Here is a 16,770-nt window from a genome sequence, read left to right as displayed (position 1 = left end):
TATCGCCAGCTGACAGGCCCGGCTCCAGCCGGCGAACGCGGTGGGCCGCCAGCTACACCACGCTTGGGGACACGATCGGGCCGAGGATTACGTCAGGGCATGCCTCTGTCGCCGATCCTTGCGAACTTAGTTCTTTCAGAGTTCGATGCGGCATTCCGGAGGGAGCGTATCGAGATGGTTCGATATGCTGATGATTTGTTAGTCTTCTTCAATTCGAAAAGGGATGCTCGGTCCGGTTTCGAATTTGTTAGGACGCAGCTCGGTCGTCAGGGACTAACAATTCCCGAGTTAGGCGACGATAACTCAAAGACCCAAATCGTCGCTGCTGAACAGCCTGTGTACTTTTTGGGACTTGAGCTGGCTTACTCTGGCTCGAATGGCGGTTATGTACGGAAGGTAGGGCGGAAGGTTATCGCAAAGCTGCAGCAACGATTAGAGAGTGACTTCAATTTCGATGCTCTTCGCAAGAAGAAGGTCAATTTTCAAAAAGCAACGGTCGAACTATCCCAAAGGATCACATCATATCTAGTTGCGTACCGTGGTACGGCCGATTTTCCAGTTCTTGACACCGAGCTTCGCTGCACTGCCAGGAAAGTTTTAGAGGGCATCTACGAAGACGTTTTTGGAGTTGGCGCTCTAGACAACGTGAGCCCCGAGGGCAGAGAGTTCTTGGGGTTGGGCAGTCTACTCTTGCCGACAACCCCTATTGATTCTTCAGCAAGCTGACTAGAAATCCTCCTCGAGACCAAGCTGTCCCTCAGGCTCTGGCGTTATCCGAAGAGCGGTGCGCATGCCGCTTTCGCGTCGCCGCCAGCGCGCGCTTTTCTGTCCGCTTCGCATACCCCTCGTACGCCTTCGACTTGTGAGCCGAGAGCGCGCGGCCTTGGCCGTCCGTGAGCTCGGCCTCCTCGAGCTCGGTCATGCCGCCGTGCCGGCAGGCATCGAGCGTAAAGGTCGGGGCAGGCCCAGCCGCTCGCGCAGCGCCCGCACCAGGCGGGCCATGCTCATGTTGTCCCATTTGCGCGGGCCGCTCGGCGCCGGGCGGTCGCGCATGACGATGCCGAGGCCGAGGCGCGGCACCTTTGCGAGCACTGCCTCGGCCTCCTCGTAGAACAGCGTGCGGCCGTCGGCCGTGGTCTCCTCGAGCGGATGCAGGACCATCTCGCCGGTCTTGTGGTGCTCGATGCGGATCTGCGTCGGCGCGCGCGGGCCTCGGTAGTCGTTCCAGGTCACGTAGCCCGCCAGAACGTTCTCCGGCCGCTGCAGCCACTCGAAGCAGATCACCGCGGCGGCCGCCGCATCGGGATGTCCGGCGTCCAGCGCACCCCAGGCGAAGGTGTAGACCTCCTCGCGGGTCGCGGCCGGCTTCGTCGCCTTGCGGCGACGGGTCATCGCGACGCCTTCCCAGGGATTCCAGACGCCGTCGCGGAATAGGCCGGGGTGCAGCCGGTGCACGACCTTCCAGGCGTGGCGCGCGACCGCGACCGCCTTCTCGGCCGTGCGCGGGCGTGCGGCCTTGCCGGCGCGGACCGGCGTGTCGCGGATCCGGGCATAGAGCTTGTCGGCGCCATCGGGCGTGATCGTCGTGATCAGGCGGTCGCCGATGCGGGTGCCGCTCCTGCCGCGGATATCGCACAGCAGATGGATGGTGCGCTCATGGTCCGGCGCGGTGCGCGGGGATACGCGCTCACGCCAGTCGTTCGACGCCTTGTAGGTCTCGAACAGCCAATCGACGGTGCCGGTCGCGGCTTTCGGTCCGCTGACGACGGGGGATCCGGCGACAGGCAAGAAGGTGTGGTCGCACAATTTCCCGAAATCCCAGCTGTTCGGGTCGGTGACCGCGACGGCGGGCGATCTCGTTCTGGTCGGCGGCACCAACGACCGGATGTTCCGGGCGTTCCATGCCAAGACCGGCGAGCTGCTGTGGGAGCAGAAGACGAACTCGGGCATCATGGGCATGCCCGTCGCCTATGAGGTGGATGGCACGCAGTACATCGCCGTGCAGTCCGGCTGGGGCGTCGATGCGCAGCGCATCCAGGATGCGCTCTCGAAAGGCAACATCGGTCTGGAGGACAACGTCCCGCAAGGCGGCGTCGTCTGGGTATTCGCAGTCAAGAAGTAGCGCCGGTGATCTGAAGGGCGGCGGCCTCGGCCGTCGCCATCGCAGAAAATGAAGACCGCGGCGGCGTTCCGGCAACGGCGTGCCGATCCCTTGGCTTGCATGACGACAGAAGATCGCGCGTCAGCAGGCCGCGAACCAGCCGTCCGGAAACGGGATCAGCGGCCAGGCGCCCTGGTTGTCGTTGGCCGCCGTGGGGAAATGCAGAATTGAGAACAAGCGGGCCATGGAATCGGTCTCGGTCTCGGGCGCAATAGCGGTTCTCACAACGTCCATCAACAACTCGTATTCGGCTTCGCTCATCTCGCCCTCGCACAAACTGCGAGCCACGATGGCAAAATTCCACTTTGTTCAAATTGAGCGGATCGTTCAAATTCTAACGATCGGGCACGACGGCCCAATCGGTTAGCGGTGCCTTCGTTCCAAAAGATACCGCGGTCCGCGTTGTTCCAATGTGAACGGGCTCACATCCCAAGGCTTCGCGTCGTCCGTGACCCGTCTGCCCGCGCGGCAGGTGATGCCGTGCAGCGATCACGATCCGGCCCGTAGCCGACCGGGAGCAAGAGATCCACAACGCCTGCCCCGAGTCGCAGGCTGCCTCGCTGGCAAAGGCCGAAGAGACGACCCGCTCCAAACGTCCGGCTCGACGCAAGCGGCAGAATCGCTGGCGGTCAAACCGCGACGGCGAGAGGTTCGGTGTCCTGCGCCAGAATGTCGCGCATCAGCTGCGACAGGTCTTTCGGCTTGAACGGCTTCGCCAAACGATGAAGGCCGACCACTCTGGGCGAGGGGCCGAGCAAATCAGGCGTCCCGCGTCCTGATTCCAGCACCATGCCCGACATCATCACGATGGGCATCATGGGCCGGGCCGCCCGTGCAGCCCGGATGACGTCGTTGCCGTCCATGTCGGCCAAGTTGAGATCGATCAGAGCCGCGGCGAAATCATCGCGGGACAGGGCATCCATGGCCAGCCGACCGTCGGTGACGGCAGTGACCGTGTAGCCCTCGCGAACCAGAAGGTGCTGGATGACACAGCAAACGCCGACTTCGTCATCAACGACCAGGATGTTCATTATGAGCCCTTCCTGACAGACGTGGATGAGGAGCGACGTGCCGCGCCTCGCTCAGAAGTCGTTGGCGCACCTCGATCGCACGATCGACCGCTTCGAGCAGATCGAGGATGTCGAACGGCTTCTGCAATGCTGCCGTCGCTCCGAGCTTGATTGCCATACCGAGGAAGTCTGGAGCACCCAGTTTCTTGTCGGTGAACGCGTAACCGGAGATCGCGATGAACGGGACCGTGGGATCGAGCTTGATGAGCTCGCGAATGGTTGCGATGCCGTCCATGCCCGGCATGAACATGTCGATCACGACGGCATCGAAGGACACGCTGCCGATCAATCGAATGCCGGTCGGACCGTCCGGCGCGAGAAACACGCAGAACCGCTTCTTCTTCAATAATGTTTCCAGCGCAGCGCGCGTGGCACAATCATCGTCAATAATGAGGACAGTAGGCATGGGCCACCTCAGTATCAGCAGGACTGAAGGACGCTCACGCTACAAGGACAATAGGCTGAGGCTCGAAAATGGCAAAGTAGTTAACACTGAATTCGTTATCGCGATTCTGCAACCAGCGGTTTTACGGAACTTCCCTGTCCGGGCCGCAGGCCGGCCTTCTGTTGTGCATCATGCGATGAAGATGGAACTATGATTTCCGGGGGTGATGGCTCCGGTTGTTTGAAGAATCTCAGTCCGGCTTGAGCAGGGCGACCGTGACCAGCCCCACTGCGATCAGCGCTGCGCAGCAGAGCCGTCGCGGCGTTGCACGCTCCTTCAGGAACAGCACGCCGATCAGCGTCGCAAACAGGACGCTGCATTCGCGAAACGCGACCACATTCGCGATCGGATTGCGGCTCAAGGCCCAAAGAAATACCACGAATGACGTCAGCCCCAGGGTGCCTGCGATCAGCACCGGAAGCCAGGCGTCTCGGATCTCCACCACCAGAGCAGGTCCTCGCAGCATCATCGCGACGAGAAAGAACACGACACTGTCGAGCACGATCATCCAGACCGTGAACGAAGCCCAGCCGTCGGTCTGCCGGGTGCCTGCCGCATCGACGACCGAATAGCCGGCGACCAGTGCGGCGGCGCAGACGGCGGCCCAGAACGCGCGGCGGTCGATCGGACCGTGGATTCGGTCGCGCGCCAGGCCGGTGATGCCGAGGACGATGACGGCAATTCCGATCAACTGCCCGCTCCGTGGCAGTTGCTGCAGACCCAGCGAGGCAAATAGCGTTGCGAACAGCGGAACGATGCCACGCGCGATCGGGTAGGCGCGTCCAAGCTCGGCCGAACGGTAGGCCATTGCGAGGCTCGCCTTGTAGCCCGCGTGCAAGACCAGCGAGGCCACGATGAGCGGCCAGGTCGCGAGTGCCGGAACGGGAACGAGAAACAGGAAGGGCAGGATCAAGGCGCTGCTTACCAGACCCATGCCAGCCAGGAGGGAGAGGCCGCTGCCGGTCTTGACGATGGCATGCCAGCTCGCGTGAAGCAGACCGGCCATCAGCATGAGAATTGCGGCGACAGGATCCAACGACTCGAGTCCGGTTCAGCTTTCGGGCCGCCAGCTCGCGGCAGCGAAGTAGGGGGTGGGGTCGTGCTGGAGCGCCTGCCGCGAGATGATCCGGCTCGATGGCGACACCGGGAGCTGGTCCCATTCCCCACGATCGACGAATCGAAGGCTCGCGATCTCCTCGCCATCGGGCGCAAGCGCGCCGCCTTCGATGACGGCCTCGAAGGCGATCACCGTGTAGTAGGTCAGATCACCGTTGGGATAGCGGATGAGGAACTCCGGGCCCCCGAACACCCCGAGCAGGCGAATCGGCCGGACCACGAGCCCGGTCTCCTCGAAGCATTCGCGGGTGGCCGCGTCGGCCGGGTGCTCATTCGGATCGATGGCGCCGCCGGGCAACGTCCAGAGGCCCGTCTCCGCGTCGCGCCCGAGCAGAATGCGGCCCTGGTTGTCGAACACGGAGATGGAAACCGCTGTGGTCGCCAAAAGATCATGGCCGATCTTGCTGCGGACGGCTCTCAGATGATCGGAAATCGGCATCGCTGGTCGTCACTTGCAAGAGATGCGCCCCGCTTGCCCGACGCTCCATGCGCGGTCAAGGCAAGACAGCGAAGATCGGCGCACGTTCGCGGCCAATCGGCGGATGTCCCGCGTCACAAGAAAGAGGGATTGGGAGGATATATAGAACCATTCGGCATGGCCAGAATGGCTCCCCGGGCTGGATTCGAACCAGCGACCATTCGATTAACAGTCGAATGCTCTACCGCTGAGCTACCGAGGAACAGGCGAAGCAATGTTCGCGAATGCGGCTGCGTATAACAAAGCCGTTTCGCCTTGCATAGAACGAAATCGCATCTTTGCGACGATTGCGGGCTCAGGAATAAAATACCGAAATTTCAGATGGTTAGATTGATTTTGAACACTTGCTGGGCAGCGGTCGCCCACAGTTCGATGACAGGAAATTCACTTGGAGGGGAGCAAACCGGCCCCGATAGTTTGCTGGAACCGGCCAGTGCCCGCGGTCATGGAGTGTCGTAGATGCCAAACACCGTCGTCCCATTCGCTGAAGCAGTCTCCGCGCCCTCGTTGATTCCCGACCAGGTCGAGCGTCTCAGCGATGACGAATGTCTCACGCGGTTGGCCGACATGATGACGCGCGGTGATTCCGAACATATTGACGAGATCGTGCAGTTGCTCGGGCGACTGGCCGTGGTGATCGAGTAGCCGGCGGTCGGCGCACTCACAGGCGGCGTCCCAGCGGCTCCGTTGAAACCCGCATGTTGCCTTTTCCAGGGCCTTGTACCAAAAGATTGCGCAGATCGTCCGCGGTCCATCCGCTTTGCTTGCAGGTCTGCTCATGTCTTCATTCGCGACGGCGCGCCAGAAAATGGTCGATGGTCAGGTCCGGACCAACGACGTCACCGATCACCGCGTGCTGGATGCGTTGTTGACCGTGCCGCGGGAAGCCTACGTTCCCGCAGATCGGCAGGCGTTGGCCTATCTCGACTTGGATCTCGACGTCTCCGAAACCGCTTCGACCAAGCGGTATCTGATCAAGCCGATGCTGACGGGAAAACTGCTGCAGGCTGCCGAGATCAAGCCGACCGACAGCGTGCTGGTGGTTGGATGTGCGACGGGCTATCTCGCCGCGCTGGCGGCCCGACTGGCGGGCAGCGTGACGGCGACCGAAGTCGATTCTGCCATCGAAGGTCGCGCCAAGCAGCTGCTTGCCGCCGTCGATGGCTGCCCGGTTACGATTCGAGTCGCGCCGGCCGCGGAGGGGGATCCGGCGGACGGCCGCTTCGACGTGATTCTCCTCAATGGAGCGACCGAGGTCGCCGTGGACGGTCTGTGCCGTCAATTGAAGGAGGGCGGCCGCCTGGTCGGCGTCTTCGCCACCGCGCGTCCCGCCCGCGCCATGATCTTTACGCGATCGCATGGTGATATCGGCAGCAGGGTTCTGTTCGATGCTGCGGCGCCGGTCATTTCCGGTCTCGAACGGGTCCCCGAGTTCGTTTTTTAAGTCGTCCGACGAGGTCCTTAGCGACTCCCCTGAACTCCCGGGCCGCCCGTCGCGCAGCACGGTTTGGTGCGTCGTCTTCGCGGCCGCGGGCGGGCAAAATTCTGTTTTAAATCAGAAGTGTGGCCTGGATGCTGCACGTTGACAGTTTTCGATACGGGTTCCAGGCTTGGGTGGTTCCGTTGCGCTTGCATGGGGAATAAGGTGCGAGGTGCGCGGGAGTCTCTTCAACAGGTTACGGCCCGGCTCTGGCGTTCGAGCCGGTAACAAATGAATGGAACAGGGATGTTTGGGGTGAAGCTCGTCACCGCAGCGGCGGCTGCGGTCCTCGTGATGGCTTGTGCAGGCCCGACGCCTGCGCTGGCCGACACGATCGAGGCTGCGCTGGTGCGTGCCTATCAGAACAACCCGCAACTGAACGCGTCGCGGGCCCAGGCTCGTGCGGTCGACGAAGGCGTTCCGCAGGCACTCTCGGGGTATCGGCCGAAGGTCAGTCTGAATGCGACGGCGGGCATTCAGTATACGGATTTGCAAGCGGCACCCGCGACGCCGGCCGTGAACGGCGTGCAGAGGCCGCGAAGCGTCGGCCTGACGGTCAACCAGAATCTGTATAACGGTCAGCAGACGGCAAACGGCGTGCGCAAGGCCGAGGCGAACGTCTCGGCGCAACGCGAGGCTCTCCGCATTCTTGAGCAGCAGGTGCTGCTAGCGGCGGCCACGATCTATATGGACTATCTGCGCGATGCGGCGATCGTCGAGGTCCAGCGCAGCAACACGCGGGTGCTGGAGCAGACGCTCAAGCAGACCCGCGATCGGTTCAACGTCGGCGAGGTCACCCGCACCGACGTCGCGCAATCCGAGGCTCAGCTCGCCGCCGGCCGCACGCAGCAGCTCACAGCAGAGGCCCAACTAACGGCGACCCGCTCGAACTTCCGCCGAATCATCGGCAACGATCCCCAGAACTTGGCGCCGGGCTCTCCTGTCGACCGTTATTTGCCGGCGACCCTCCAGCAGTCGGTCGAAACGGCTCTGACGGAAAACCCGAACGTAACCTCGGCGATGTACGGCATCGACGTCCAGTATCTGCAGGTCAGGATCAACGAGGGTGCTCTGCTGCCGACCGTAAACGTCCAGGCTCAGGCGCAGCAGGGCTATGAGTCGAGCCTGCAATCCTATCGTGGGTTCAGCGCGTCGGCTGTCGCCTCGGTGAACGTCCCGATCTACAATGGAGGGGCGGAATACGCGCTGATCCGGCAGTCCAAGGAGTCGCTGGCGCAGCAGCGTCTAGTCCTGGAGCAGACGCGTGATCAGGCTCGCTCCGACGTGGTATCTGCCTGGGGCAAGCTGCTCGCGGGCAAGGCTCAGGTGCAGTCGGCGCAGGCCCAGGTGGCAGCCTCCGAGATCGCCTTGAACGGCGTGCGCGAGGAAGCCAAGGCGGGCCAGCGGACCACGCTGGATGTCCTCAACGCTCAGCAGGCGCTGGTCAACGCGCGGAATTCGCTGGTGAACGCCCAGCATGACCGCGTGGTGGCATCCTATACGGTGCTTCAGACCGTGGGGCGGCTGTCACCGCAGGTGCTGAACCTGCCGACCACCACCTACGATCCCAGCGTGCACTACCAGCAGGTCCGGGATAACTGGGCGGGAGTACGGACGCCGGATGGTCATTAGTACATTCTTAATATCGACCCTGATCCCTCGGTCCTTGGCCGGGGGATTTTTTTGTGGCACATGCTGTGGTTGTGACGAATGGGCGACGCTTGACAGGCGACCTCCGTGCTCCACCGGGTTCGCGGCCGGCGTTGCTTGCATTCATTTGTTGCCATGACATAGCCTCAAAATGGCCGCCGAACGATTCGGACTGCGTCGGAAGTTCTTCCAAGAATAGACTCCGACATGGGCAGTATCGTTCTGTTGTTTTGCATCGATCAGGCCTTGTCCGGAGACAAGTTGGCATGTCCGTTGAGAAGTCCAAGCCACTTGGGGCCGGCGCCCGGGACTTTTGCGCTGAGCCGGTTCGTACGGCAGCGTTGCTGATTTGGAGTCGGAAATGACGCAGCCTGCGAAGGTCCAAGAACCCTCCATGGAGGAGATTCTGGCGTCGATCCGGCGTATCATTGCCGACGACGAGGGTAAGCCGCCGGCGGCAGACAAGGCCGCCGCGCCGGAGCCGGTCAAGGCCGAGAAGCCGGCGGCCCCGGCTGCGAAGCCGGTAATGAACGACATCCCACCTTCGAAGATCGCTGCTGCGGCTCCCGCCAAGCCCGCACCTCCGCCTCCCGCGCCGCCGGCGGCGTCCGCAAGCAACAACCAGGATGACATTGACGCATTGCTGGCGGGTTTGGATGAAACGACTCCGGTCGCAGAGGTTCGGCCGGCAGAACCCGAGCCCGAACCTGAAGTACTCGAGTTGACCGACGACATGGCAGTGGCCCCACCGACTCCCGCTCCAGCGCCAGCCCCCGCCGCGGCATCCTTCCGAAAGGTGGATCCGCGGGACGATATCGAGTTCATCGAGGCCGGGCGGCTCAATCAGAAGGCTGCCAGCTTCGAGTCCGCGTTTGAGCAAGTCACACCGAAGCAGCCGATCCTGGCCCCATCGACGGTGAACGCCGTCGAATCGGCGTTCAACGCGCTGGCCAATACGGTGCTGAGCAACAACGCCCGGACGCTCGAGGACCTCGTCAAGGAGATGCTGCGTCCGATGCTGAAATCGTGGCTGGATGACAATCTTCCGGCCCTGGTGGAGCGCATCGTCAAGGCCGAGATCGAGCGCGTCTCGCGCGGCCGCTGACGCCAGGACGGCACGATCTCGTGTTCCGTTCTGGAGTGAGCCGCGGCGGGCGGTAGACGCTATCCGTCAATGTTCGCCGCTGCTGTTGACTTGGCGCGCCGCGGCGGCTTTCTAGCCCTGTCAAGCTGATCCCTGCCGGACGGATCGAGAGGGCTCTTCCGGGAGCGCGGTCCGCGGTCGGACATCAGTCCGAAAACAGCCCAAGCACCAACAGCTTGCGCGAGCTTTTTCAGGTCATGTCACAAAAGGCCCGGACGAGTTCCGCGACATCCCGAATTGGACAGCCGGCCCCGCGCCGCTGGAAATGCCATGATCGATAAGAATTATCAGCCCACCGATCTCGAAGGTCGCATGTCCCTGGTCTGGGAGGATGCCCGCGCGTTCTCCGCCGGTCGCCCCGATCGGCGCAATGCGGATCCCTTCACCATCGTGATCCCGCCGCCGAACGTGACCGGCTCGCTGCACATGGGGCACGCGCTCAACAATACGCTGCAGGACATCCTGTGCCGGTTCGAGCGTATGCGCGGCCGCGACGTGCTGTGGCAGCCGGGCACCGACCACGCGGGGATCGCCACCCAGATGGTGGTCGAGCGTCAGCTGATGGAGCGCCAGCAACCCGGCCGCCGCGAGATGGGCCGCGAAAAGTTCCTCGCGCGCGTCTGGCAGTGGAAGGACGAGAGCGGCGGCACCATCATCAACCAGCTTAAGCGCCTCGGCGCCTCCTGCGACTGGGGCCGCGAGCGCTTCACCATGGACGAGGGTCTGTCCAAGGCCGTCGTGAAGGTGTTCGTCGAGTTGCACCGTGCGGGCCTGATCTACAAGGACAAGCGGCTGGTCAACTGGGACCCGAAGCTGCTGACCGCGATCTCCGATCTCGAAGTCCAGCAGATCGAGGTCAAGGGCAATCTCTGGTACCTGCGCTATCCGATCGAAGGGACGACGTTCAGCCCCGAGGATCCCACGAGTTTCATCGTTGTCGCGACCACGCGTCCCGAGACCATGCTTGGCGACAGCGCGGTCGCGGTGCATCCGGACGACGAGCGCTATCAGCACCTCGTCGGCAAGCGCGTGATCCTGCCGCTGGTCGGGCGTGAGATCCCGATCGTTGCCGACACCTATTCCGATCCGGAGAAGGGCACCGGCGCGGTCAAGATCACGCCGGCGCACGACTTCAACGACTTCGAGGTCGGCCGCCGCCACGGCCTGCCGCAGATCAGCATTCTCGACCGCGAGGGCTGCATCGCGCTGGTCGACAACGAGGACTATCTGCGCGGCCTTCCCGAGGGCTCCGAGGAGTTTGCCAGGGAGTTCCACGGCATCGAGCGCTTTGCTGCGCGCAAGAAGATCCTGGAGCGGCTGGAGTCCTTCGGCTTCCTCGAGCGCGTTGAGCCGAACACGCACATGGTGCCGCATGGCGACCGCTCCGGTGTCGTCATCGAGCCGTATCTCACGGACCAGTGGTACGTCGACGCCAAGACCCTGGCGCAGCCGGCGATCGCGGCCGTCAGGTCGGGCGCGACGACGTTCGTGCCGCGCAACTGGGAGAAGACCTATTTCGACTGGATGGAGAACATCCAGCCCTGGTGCATCTCCCGCCAGCTGTGGTGGGGTCACCAGATTCCCGCGTGGTACGGCCCTGACGGCAAGGTGTTCGTCGCCGAGACCGAGGAGGAGGCCGTCGGTCACGCGATCGGCTACTACGTCGAGCAGGAGGTCATCACGGCGGAGCAGGGCCGCGAGATGGCGCTCGACCGCAACAAGCGCGAAGGCTTCATCACGCGTGACGAGGACGTGCTCGACACCTGGTTCTCCTCGGCGCTGTGGCCGTTCTCGACGCTCGGCTGGCCGGACGCCACGCCCGAGGTGAAGCGCTACTATCCGACCAACGTGCTGGTCACCGGCTTCGACATCATCTTCTTCTGGGTCGCCCGCATGATGATGATGGGCCTGCACTTCATGAAGGAAGTGCCGTTCTCGACGGTCTACATCCATGCGCTCGTCCGCGACGAGAAGGGCGCCAAGATGTCGAAGTCGAAAGGCAACGTCATCGATCCCCTGGCGCTGATCGACGAGCACGGCGCCGACGCGCTGCGCTTCACCTTGGCCGCGATGGCGGCGCAGGGCCGCGACATCAAGCTGTCGACCCAGCGCGTCGACGGCTACCGCAAGTTCGCCAACAAGCTCTGGAACGCCAGCCGCTTCGCCGAGATGAACGGTTGCGCCGTGCCGGACGGCTTCGATCCGGGCTCCGCCAAGGAGACGCTGAACCGCTGGATCGCCCATGAGGCCGCCGCCGCCACGCGCGAGGTCACCGAGGCGCTGGAGGCGTATCGCTTCAACGACGCGGCCAATGCGATCTACCGCTTCGTCTGGGACGTCTATTGCGACTGGTATGTCGAGCTCTCCAAGCCGACCCTGCTCGGCGAGGACGGCCCCGCCAAGGCCGAGACCCGCGCGATGGTGGCCTGGGCGCGCGACGAGATCCTCAAGCTCCTGCATCCCTTCATGCCTTTCATCACCGAGGCGCTGTGGGAGTCGACCGCCAAGCGCGACGGTCTGCTGACCCTGTCACCCTGGCCGCACCGCACCGACAGGCCGACGGTCGCCGAGATCGCCGCGCTGTCGGCCGCCAGCTTCGGCGACCCTCTGGTGCCGCCGCTGCTGGTCTCGTTCGACGCCGCCAGCTTCAAGGACGAGGCGGCCGAGGCCGAGATCGGCTGGGTGGTCGATCTCGTCACGTCCATCCGCTCGGTCCGCGCCGAGATGAACATCCCGCCGGCGACTCTGATGCCGCTCGCGCTCGTCGGTGCCTCCGCCGAGACGAGGGATCGCGCACCGCGCTGGAGCGAGGTCATCAAGCGCCTTGCGCGTCTCTCCGACATCTCCTTCGCCGATACGGCGCCCGAAGGCTCCGCCCAGCTCGTCGTGCGCGGCGAGGTCGCCGCGCTGCCGCTCAAGGGCGTCGTCGATCTCGCCGCCGAGCGCACCCGCCTTGGAAAGGAAATCGCCAAGGCCGAGGCCGATATCGAGCGCGTCGACAAGAAGCTCGGCAACGAGAAGTTCGTCGCCAACGCGCCTGAGGAACTGGTCGAGGAGGAGAAGGAAAAGCGCGAGGCGGCATTGGCGCGCAAGGCCAAGTTCCAGGAGGCGTTGTCGCGGCTGCAGGGCGCGTGACGTCGTCCTCTCTCCTTCGTCATTCCGGGGCGATGCGAAGCATCGAAGCCGGAATCTCGAGATTCCGGGTCTGGTCCTTCGGACCATCCCGGAACGACTGCGATGGGCTTAGCGCGCGAACGGCTTGCTCAAAAACCGCGAGCTCTTGAGCCCGAACCGCCACGGCAGCTCGACCGCCTTGGTGATGCCGATGCGGACGCCGGTGACGACCTCTACATCCTCAGGTCGGGCGAACAGCTCGATCGGTAGAGCATCCAGCGCCAGGCCATTATGGGCGATCGTGATCCCCATCGCCTCGGTCAGCTTGCCCGGCCCCGAGCACAGTGCCTTGACATCCTCCAGCCCGCGCCGCCGCCGCATCTCGTCGATCCCGAAGGTCGGCTCGATCGCCCGGATCAGGACCGCGCTCGCCGAGCCCTCCACCTCGCAGACGAAGTTCATGCACCAGTGGATGCCGTAGGAGCGGTAGACGTAGGCGAAACCGGGCGGGCCGAACATCACCTGGTTGCGCGGCGTCGGGCCCCGGAACGAATGCGCCGCGGGGTCGGTGTGGTGATAGGCCTCGACCTCGACGATGGTCCCGCCGACGCCGTCGACCAGAAAGGTCGCCCCGATCAGCTCCGGCGCCACCGCGAGCACCTCGCGGGCGAAGAACGCCCGCGTCAGCCGCTTGGCCGCAGCATTGCGCCGGAGCCGTGAAACCCCGGGGGCTTTTGCCGGTTTTTGCGCCATTCTCAAGGAAATCCGCCGTGGTGAGCGCTGTTCCGCGCTGCCCATATCTGCCATGCCCTGGTATCCTCGGCCAGCCGGTTGCGGCGCGCCGCGGCACGGAATAGCTAGGGCGCAACAGAGGTTTGTGCGAATCCCATGGTCACCATCGTCGACATCAACGCGAACACGCCGCTGCGCCCCCGCCACCCCGAGAAGGCGAACCGGCCGGACTCGATCTCGCCGGCGAAGCCTGCCTGGATCCGCGTCAAGGCGCCGACCACCCGCGGCTACGCCGACACCCGCAACATCGTGCGCGAGAACGGCCTCGTCACCGTATGCGAGGAGGCCGGCTGCCCGAATATCGGCGAGTGCTGGGACAAGAAGCACGCCACCTTCATGATCATGGGCGACACCTGCACGCGGGCCTGCGCCTTCTGCAACGTCAAGACCGGCCTGCCCGAGGCGCTCGACGCCGGCGAGCCGGAGCACGTCGCGGAGGCGACCTTCAAGCTCGGCCTCGCCCATGTCGTCGTCACCTCGGTCGATCGCGACGATCTCGCCGACGGCGGAGCCGGCCATATCGCCGCGACCATCCGCGCCATCCGCGCGAAATGTCCGACCACCACGATCGAGGTGCTGACGCCCGACTTCCTGCGCAAGGACGGCGCGCTGGAGCAGGTCGTCGCCGCCAAGCCCGACGTCTTCAACCACAATCTCGAGACCGTGCCATCGCGCTACCTCTCGGTCCGGCCCGGCGCGCGCTACTTCCACTCGATCCGGCTGCTGCAGCGGGTCAAGGAGATCGATCCCACCATCTTCACCAAGTCCGGCATCATGGTCGGCCTCGGCGAGGAGCGCCACGAGGTGCTGCAGGTGATGGACGACCTCCGCTCGGCCGAGGTCGATTTCCTCACCGTCGGGCAGTATCTGCAGCCGACGAGGAAGCACCACGCCGTGATGCGCTTCGTCACGCCGGAGGAGTTCTCCGGCTATGAGACCGTCGCCTACACCAAGGGTTTCCTGATGGTGTCGGCGAGCCCGCTCACGCGCTCCTCGCACCACGCCGGCGAGGATTTCGCCAAGCTGAAGGCCGCGCGCGAAGCCATGGCGCGCTGATCGAGACGAGATGCCGAGATTTTCCAACAAGCGGCGCGTGCCGCACACGGCCGAGCAGATGTTCGACCTCGTCGCCGATGTCGAGCGCTATCCGGAGTTCGTGCCGCTGTGCGAGAAGCTGGTGGTGCGCCAGCGCAGCCAGAAGCCTGACGGCACCGAGGTCGTCGTCGCCGACATGACGGTGTCGTTCAAGCTCGTGAAGGAGACCTTCACCAGCCGGGTGACGCTGGATCGGGCCAAGCGCAACATCCTGGTCGAGTATGTCAGCGGGCCGTTCTCCAGCCTGGAAAACCGCTGGAGCTTCGAGCCGCGCGAGCAGGGCGCCTGCGAGGTGACGTTCTTCATCGCCTATGAGTTCAAGAGCCGCATGCTGGCGATGCTGATGGGCTCGATGTTCGACACCATCTTCGCGCGCATGTCGGCGGCGTTCGAAAAGCGCGCCGATGCGATCTACGGCCGCAAGCCCGCGGTGTCGTCGACGTAAGTCTTTCTCCATGTCTTCCAGTGGTAGACGATAGAGGGCGCCTCACCCTCAGTCGTCATCCCCGCGAAAGCGGGGATCCATAACCACAGGACTGCTTGTGGCGGCAGGCAGGTAACTCCGAGCTCGTCTAACCACATCTGCTGCGGCGTATGGATCCCGGGTCGGCGCCTCCGCGGCGCGTTGCGCCGCTGCGGCTTGCCCGGGATGACAGCGGAGGGTGAGGCTGGCGGCCTGCCAACTCACAGCAAGTTGCACCCACGAAGCCGTGGCCAGCGCAACTTGGCTTCAAAATCCTATCCACGTCTTCAAACAGCTGCTCCGCGACATCTTCGCGGAGCCGTGCAATCGCGGACACGTCGAGCCGCGACCGAAACCTACGCTGCCTGCACGGCGGTCAAAAAGTCCTTCACCTTGCCGCGCAGCTCGTCGGCGTGCTTGGCGAGCTGGCCGGCTGCGCCCAGCATTTGCCGGGCGGCGCCGCCGGCCGATTCCACCGTCTGGCTGACCGAGCCGATGTTGGTGGCGACCTCGCGGGTGCCGCTGGCGGCCTGGCTGACCGAGCGGGCGATCTCCTGCGTCGCGTGGCCCTGCTGATCGACCGCGGTCGCAATGGTCTTGGCGATCTCGCTGATCTGGCCGATGGTGCCGCCGATGCCCTGGATCGCAGCCACCGTATCGCTGGTGGCGCGCTGCATCGCGCTGATGTGCGCGCTGATCTCGTCGGTCGCCTTGGCGGTCTGGCTCGACAGGCTCTTCACCTCCGAGGCCACGACGGCGAAGCCGCGGCCGGCATCGCCGGCGCGTGCCGCCTCGATGGTCGCGTTCAGCGCCAGCAGGTTGGTCTGGCTCGCGATCGCGTTGATCATGTCGGTGACCGCGCCGATCTTGGCCGCCGCGTCCGCCAGGCTGTTGACGAGGTCGTTGGTGCGCGAGGACGCCTCGACCGCCTCGGCGGCGATGGTCGAGGAGGTCGCGACCTGGCGGTTGATCTCGCTGACCGAGGTCGACAGCTCCTCGGTGGCGCCGGCCACCGACTGCACGTTGGAGGAGGCGGAGTTCGACGCCGACGCCACCAGCGCCACGCGTTGCGCGGCCTGATCCGCGGTCGTCGTCAGCGAGGCCGCCGTGGTCTCGACCTCGCGCGAGGCGCCGGAGATCGCATTGGCGATGGCGCCGACCGAGGTCTCGAAATCCTTGGCGATCCGGTCGAGCGCGCGCTTCTTCTCCTCGCGTGCGGCGACAAGGTCGGAGAGATCGCGGCGGAAGCTCATGACGTAGGTCTGGCCCTCGACCTGGGTCGGCACCAGCGTGATCTGGACCAGCGCCGGGCTGCCGTCGGCGCGCTTGGTGGTCCACTCGAACGTCGCGTGGCCTTCGCGCCTGGCCTTGGCATCCATCTCGCGCACCACGTCGGCGGAGCGCTTGCCATCGGGCTGGAACTCCGGCGCCATGGTCGCCGGCGAACGCGACAGCAGGTCCTGCTTGCTGCGGAAGCCGCCGAAGCGGACCGCGGTCTCGTTGCAGGCGATGATCTTGCCGTCGGACATCACCAGGATGGCGTCGCGATGACGTTCGAACAGCTCCGTCATCAGGAGGTTATGCGTGCGATCAGCCGACTTGCCGGAGAAGAAAGCCATGGGGTCCCGAATCCACTGTCAGAGAAGAATGCGCGAGACGTAGCAGGACAAAATTAACCAAAACCTTTAGCCGTGGCGGCGCGAGCGATAATCGTCGGTGATCGCGATCCGGATGGTGAGGGACGGCATCCAGCGGACGAGCA

Annotated in this window: 17 protein-coding genes, 1 tRNA gene and 1 pseudogene; 9 read left to right on the top strand and 10 right to left on the bottom strand. The window is 64.3% G+C overall.

Annotated elements, in window-relative coordinates; genetic code table 11:
* Positions 1-726, top strand: a 726-nt coding sequence (locus QX041_RS33140; protein ID WP_316168017.1) for a reverse transcriptase domain-containing protein, incomplete at its 5' end; no start/stop codon positions are given.
* 31 nt (positions 727-757) lie between these two features.
* Here QX041_RS33140 and QX041_RS33135 read toward each other — a convergent pair.
* Complete coding sequence (locus tag QX041_RS33135) at positions 758-922, bottom strand: hypothetical protein (protein ID WP_316168016.1); 165 nt, start codon at positions 920-922, stop codon at positions 758-760.
* Positions 919-1,788 carry a hypothetical protein gene (locus tag QX041_RS33130; RefSeq protein ID WP_316168015.1) on the bottom strand — a complete coding sequence of 290 codons (870 nt, stop codon included), beginning with the start codon at positions 1,786-1,788 and terminating at the stop codon, positions 919-921. The genes QX041_RS33135 and QX041_RS33130 overlap by 4 nt, the downstream gene beginning before the upstream one ends.
* Here QX041_RS33130 and QX041_RS33125 point away from each other — a divergent pair.
* Positions 1,751-2,122, top strand: a pseudogene (locus tag QX041_RS33125) (PQQ-binding-like beta-propeller repeat protein); the annotation flags it as partial. The gene QX041_RS33130 and the pseudogene QX041_RS33125 overlap by 38 nt on opposite strands.
* A gap of 120 nt (positions 2,123-2,242) precedes the next feature.
* On the opposite strand, the gene QX041_RS33120 reads toward QX041_RS33125, so the two are convergent.
* From QX041_RS33120 to QX041_RS33095, 6 genes are all read right to left on the bottom strand, one after another.
* Positions 2,243-2,422, bottom strand: a complete 180-nt coding sequence (locus QX041_RS33120; protein WP_315711867.1) for a hypothetical protein — start codon at positions 2,420-2,422, stop codon at positions 2,243-2,245.
* Positions 2,423-2,790: 368 nt separating this feature from the next.
* Positions 2,791-3,195 carry a response regulator gene (locus tag QX041_RS33115; RefSeq protein ID WP_316168020.1) on the bottom strand — a complete coding sequence of 135 codons (405 nt, stop codon included), beginning with the start codon at positions 3,193-3,195 and terminating at the stop codon, positions 2,791-2,793.
* Entirely contained in the window at positions 3,173-3,637 is a 465-nt protein-coding gene (locus tag QX041_RS33110; RefSeq protein WP_316168014.1) for a response regulator, read from the bottom strand. Before QX041_RS33110 ends, QX041_RS33115 begins: the two co-directional genes overlap by 23 nt.
* Before the next feature lie 229 nt (positions 3,638-3,866).
* The gene (locus QX041_RS33105) at positions 3,867-4,712 is read right to left on the bottom strand and encodes an EamA family transporter (RefSeq protein ID WP_316168013.1); all 846 of its coding nucleotides are present in this window, start codon (positions 4,710-4,712) and stop codon (positions 3,867-3,869) included.
* Positions 4,713-4,727: 15 nt separating this feature from the next.
* Positions 4,728-5,231 (bottom strand): NUDIX domain-containing protein, encoded by a 504-nt coding sequence (locus QX041_RS33100; RefSeq protein ID WP_315751108.1) that lies wholly within the window; start codon positions 5,229-5,231, stop codon positions 4,728-4,730.
* Positions 5,232-5,397: 166 nt separating this feature from the next.
* Positions 5,398-5,472: transfer RNA gene (locus QX041_RS33095), tRNA-Asn, on the bottom strand.
* A 257-nt stretch (positions 5,473-5,729) separates the two neighbouring features.
* On the opposite strand from QX041_RS33095, the gene QX041_RS33090 reads away from it, so the two are divergent.
* From QX041_RS33090 to QX041_RS33070, 5 genes are all read left to right on the top strand, one after another.
* Positions 5,730-5,915 (top strand): hypothetical protein, encoded by a 186-nt coding sequence (locus QX041_RS33090; protein ID WP_316168012.1) that lies wholly within the window; start codon positions 5,730-5,732, stop codon positions 5,913-5,915.
* Between the two features lie 133 nt (positions 5,916-6,048).
* A complete protein-coding gene (locus QX041_RS33085; RefSeq protein ID WP_316168011.1) occupies positions 6,049-6,714 on the top strand; it encodes a protein-L-isoaspartate O-methyltransferase family protein in 666 nt (221 codons plus the stop codon).
* Between the two features lie 282 nt (positions 6,715-6,996).
* On the top strand, positions 6,997-8,382 hold the full coding sequence (locus QX041_RS33080; RefSeq protein ID WP_316168010.1) for a TolC family outer membrane protein: 1,386 nt from the start codon (positions 6,997-6,999) through the stop codon (positions 8,380-8,382).
* A 379-nt stretch (positions 8,383-8,761) separates the two neighbouring features.
* Positions 8,762-9,505 carry a DUF2497 domain-containing protein gene (locus QX041_RS33075; RefSeq protein ID WP_315711874.1) on the top strand — a complete coding sequence of 248 codons (744 nt, stop codon included), beginning with the start codon at positions 8,762-8,764 and terminating at the stop codon, positions 9,503-9,505.
* Positions 9,506-9,814: 309 nt separating this feature from the next.
* The gene (locus QX041_RS33070) at positions 9,815-12,679 is read left to right on the top strand and encodes a valine--tRNA ligase (protein WP_316168009.1); all 2,865 of its coding nucleotides are present in this window, start codon (positions 9,815-9,817) and stop codon (positions 12,677-12,679) included.
* A gap of 108 nt (positions 12,680-12,787) precedes the next feature.
* Here QX041_RS33070 and QX041_RS33065 read toward each other — a convergent pair whose 3' ends face one another.
* The gene (locus QX041_RS33065) at positions 12,788-13,411 is read right to left on the bottom strand and encodes a DNA-3-methyladenine glycosylase (RefSeq protein ID WP_316168008.1); all 624 of its coding nucleotides are present in this window, start codon (positions 13,409-13,411) and stop codon (positions 12,788-12,790) included.
* A 135-nt stretch (positions 13,412-13,546) separates the two neighbouring features.
* Here QX041_RS33065 and lipA point away from each other — a divergent pair, with 135 nt between their 5' ends.
* Positions 13,547-14,506, top strand: a complete 960-nt coding sequence (lipA, locus tag QX041_RS33060) for a lipoyl synthase (RefSeq protein WP_315711877.1) — start codon at positions 13,547-13,549, stop codon at positions 14,504-14,506.
* A gap of 10 nt (positions 14,507-14,516) precedes the next feature.
* Positions 14,517-14,990: a type II toxin-antitoxin system RatA family toxin gene (locus tag QX041_RS33055; RefSeq protein ID WP_315711878.1), complete on the top strand. Its 474-nt coding sequence runs from the start codon at positions 14,517-14,519 to the stop codon at positions 14,988-14,990.
* A 374-nt stretch (positions 14,991-15,364) separates the two neighbouring features.
* On the opposite strand, the gene QX041_RS33050 is transcribed toward QX041_RS33055, so the two are convergent.
* Positions 15,365-16,627, bottom strand: coding sequence for a methyl-accepting chemotaxis protein (locus QX041_RS33050; RefSeq protein WP_315711879.1), 1,263 nt, complete (start codon positions 16,625-16,627; stop codon positions 15,365-15,367).
* Positions 16,628-16,770 lie beyond the last annotated feature (143 nt).

This window comes from Bradyrhizobium sp. SZCCHNRI2009, from assembly GCF_032485115.1.
Classification (GTDB): domain Bacteria; phylum Pseudomonadota; class Alphaproteobacteria; order Rhizobiales; family Xanthobacteraceae; genus Bradyrhizobium.
The sequence above is the reverse complement of the archived record's forward strand: the minus strand, read 5'-3'. Positions and strand labels throughout refer to the sequence as shown.

Bases quoted from the DNA above. Each gene is read 5' to 3' on its own strand.
- QX041_RS33135 (WP_316168016.1), bottom strand. From the start codon at position 922: ATGACCGAGCTCGAGGAGGCCGAGCTCACGGACGGCCAAGGCCGCGCG.
- QX041_RS33120 (WP_315711867.1), bottom strand. From the start codon at position 2,422: ATGAGCGAAGCCGAATACGAGTTGTTGATGGACGTTGTGAGAACCGCT.
- QX041_RS33110 (WP_316168014.1), bottom strand. From the start codon at position 3,637: ATGCCTACTGTCCTCATTATTGACGATGATTGTGCCACGCGCGCTGCG.
- QX041_RS33100 (WP_315751108.1), bottom strand. From the start codon at position 5,231: ATGCCGATTTCCGATCATCTGAGAGCCGTCCGCAGCAAGATCGGCCAT.
- QX041_RS33090 (WP_316168012.1), top strand. From the start codon at position 5,730: ATGCCAAACACCGTCGTCCCATTCGCTGAAGCAGTCTCCGCGCCCTCG.
- QX041_RS33085 (WP_316168011.1), top strand. From the start codon at position 6,049: ATGTCTTCATTCGCGACGGCGCGCCAGAAAATGGTCGATGGTCAGGTC.
- QX041_RS33080 (WP_316168010.1), top strand. From the start codon at position 6,997: ATGTTTGGGGTGAAGCTCGTCACCGCAGCGGCGGCTGCGGTCCTCGTG.
- QX041_RS33075 (WP_315711874.1), top strand. From the start codon at position 8,762: ATGACGCAGCCTGCGAAGGTCCAAGAACCCTCCATGGAGGAGATTCTG.
- QX041_RS33070 (WP_316168009.1), top strand. From the start codon at position 9,815: ATGATCGATAAGAATTATCAGCCCACCGATCTCGAAGGTCGCATGTCC.
- QX041_RS33065 (WP_316168008.1), bottom strand. From the start codon at position 13,411: ATGGCGCAAAAACCGGCAAAAGCCCCCGGGGTTTCACGGCTCCGGCGC.
- lipA (WP_315711877.1), top strand. From the start codon at position 13,547: ATGGTCACCATCGTCGACATCAACGCGAACACGCCGCTGCGCCCCCGC.
- QX041_RS33055 (WP_315711878.1), top strand. From the start codon at position 14,517: ATGCCGAGATTTTCCAACAAGCGGCGCGTGCCGCACACGGCCGAGCAG.
- QX041_RS33050 (WP_315711879.1), bottom strand. From the start codon at position 16,627: ATGGCTTTCTTCTCCGGCAAGTCGGCTGATCGCACGCATAACCTCCTG.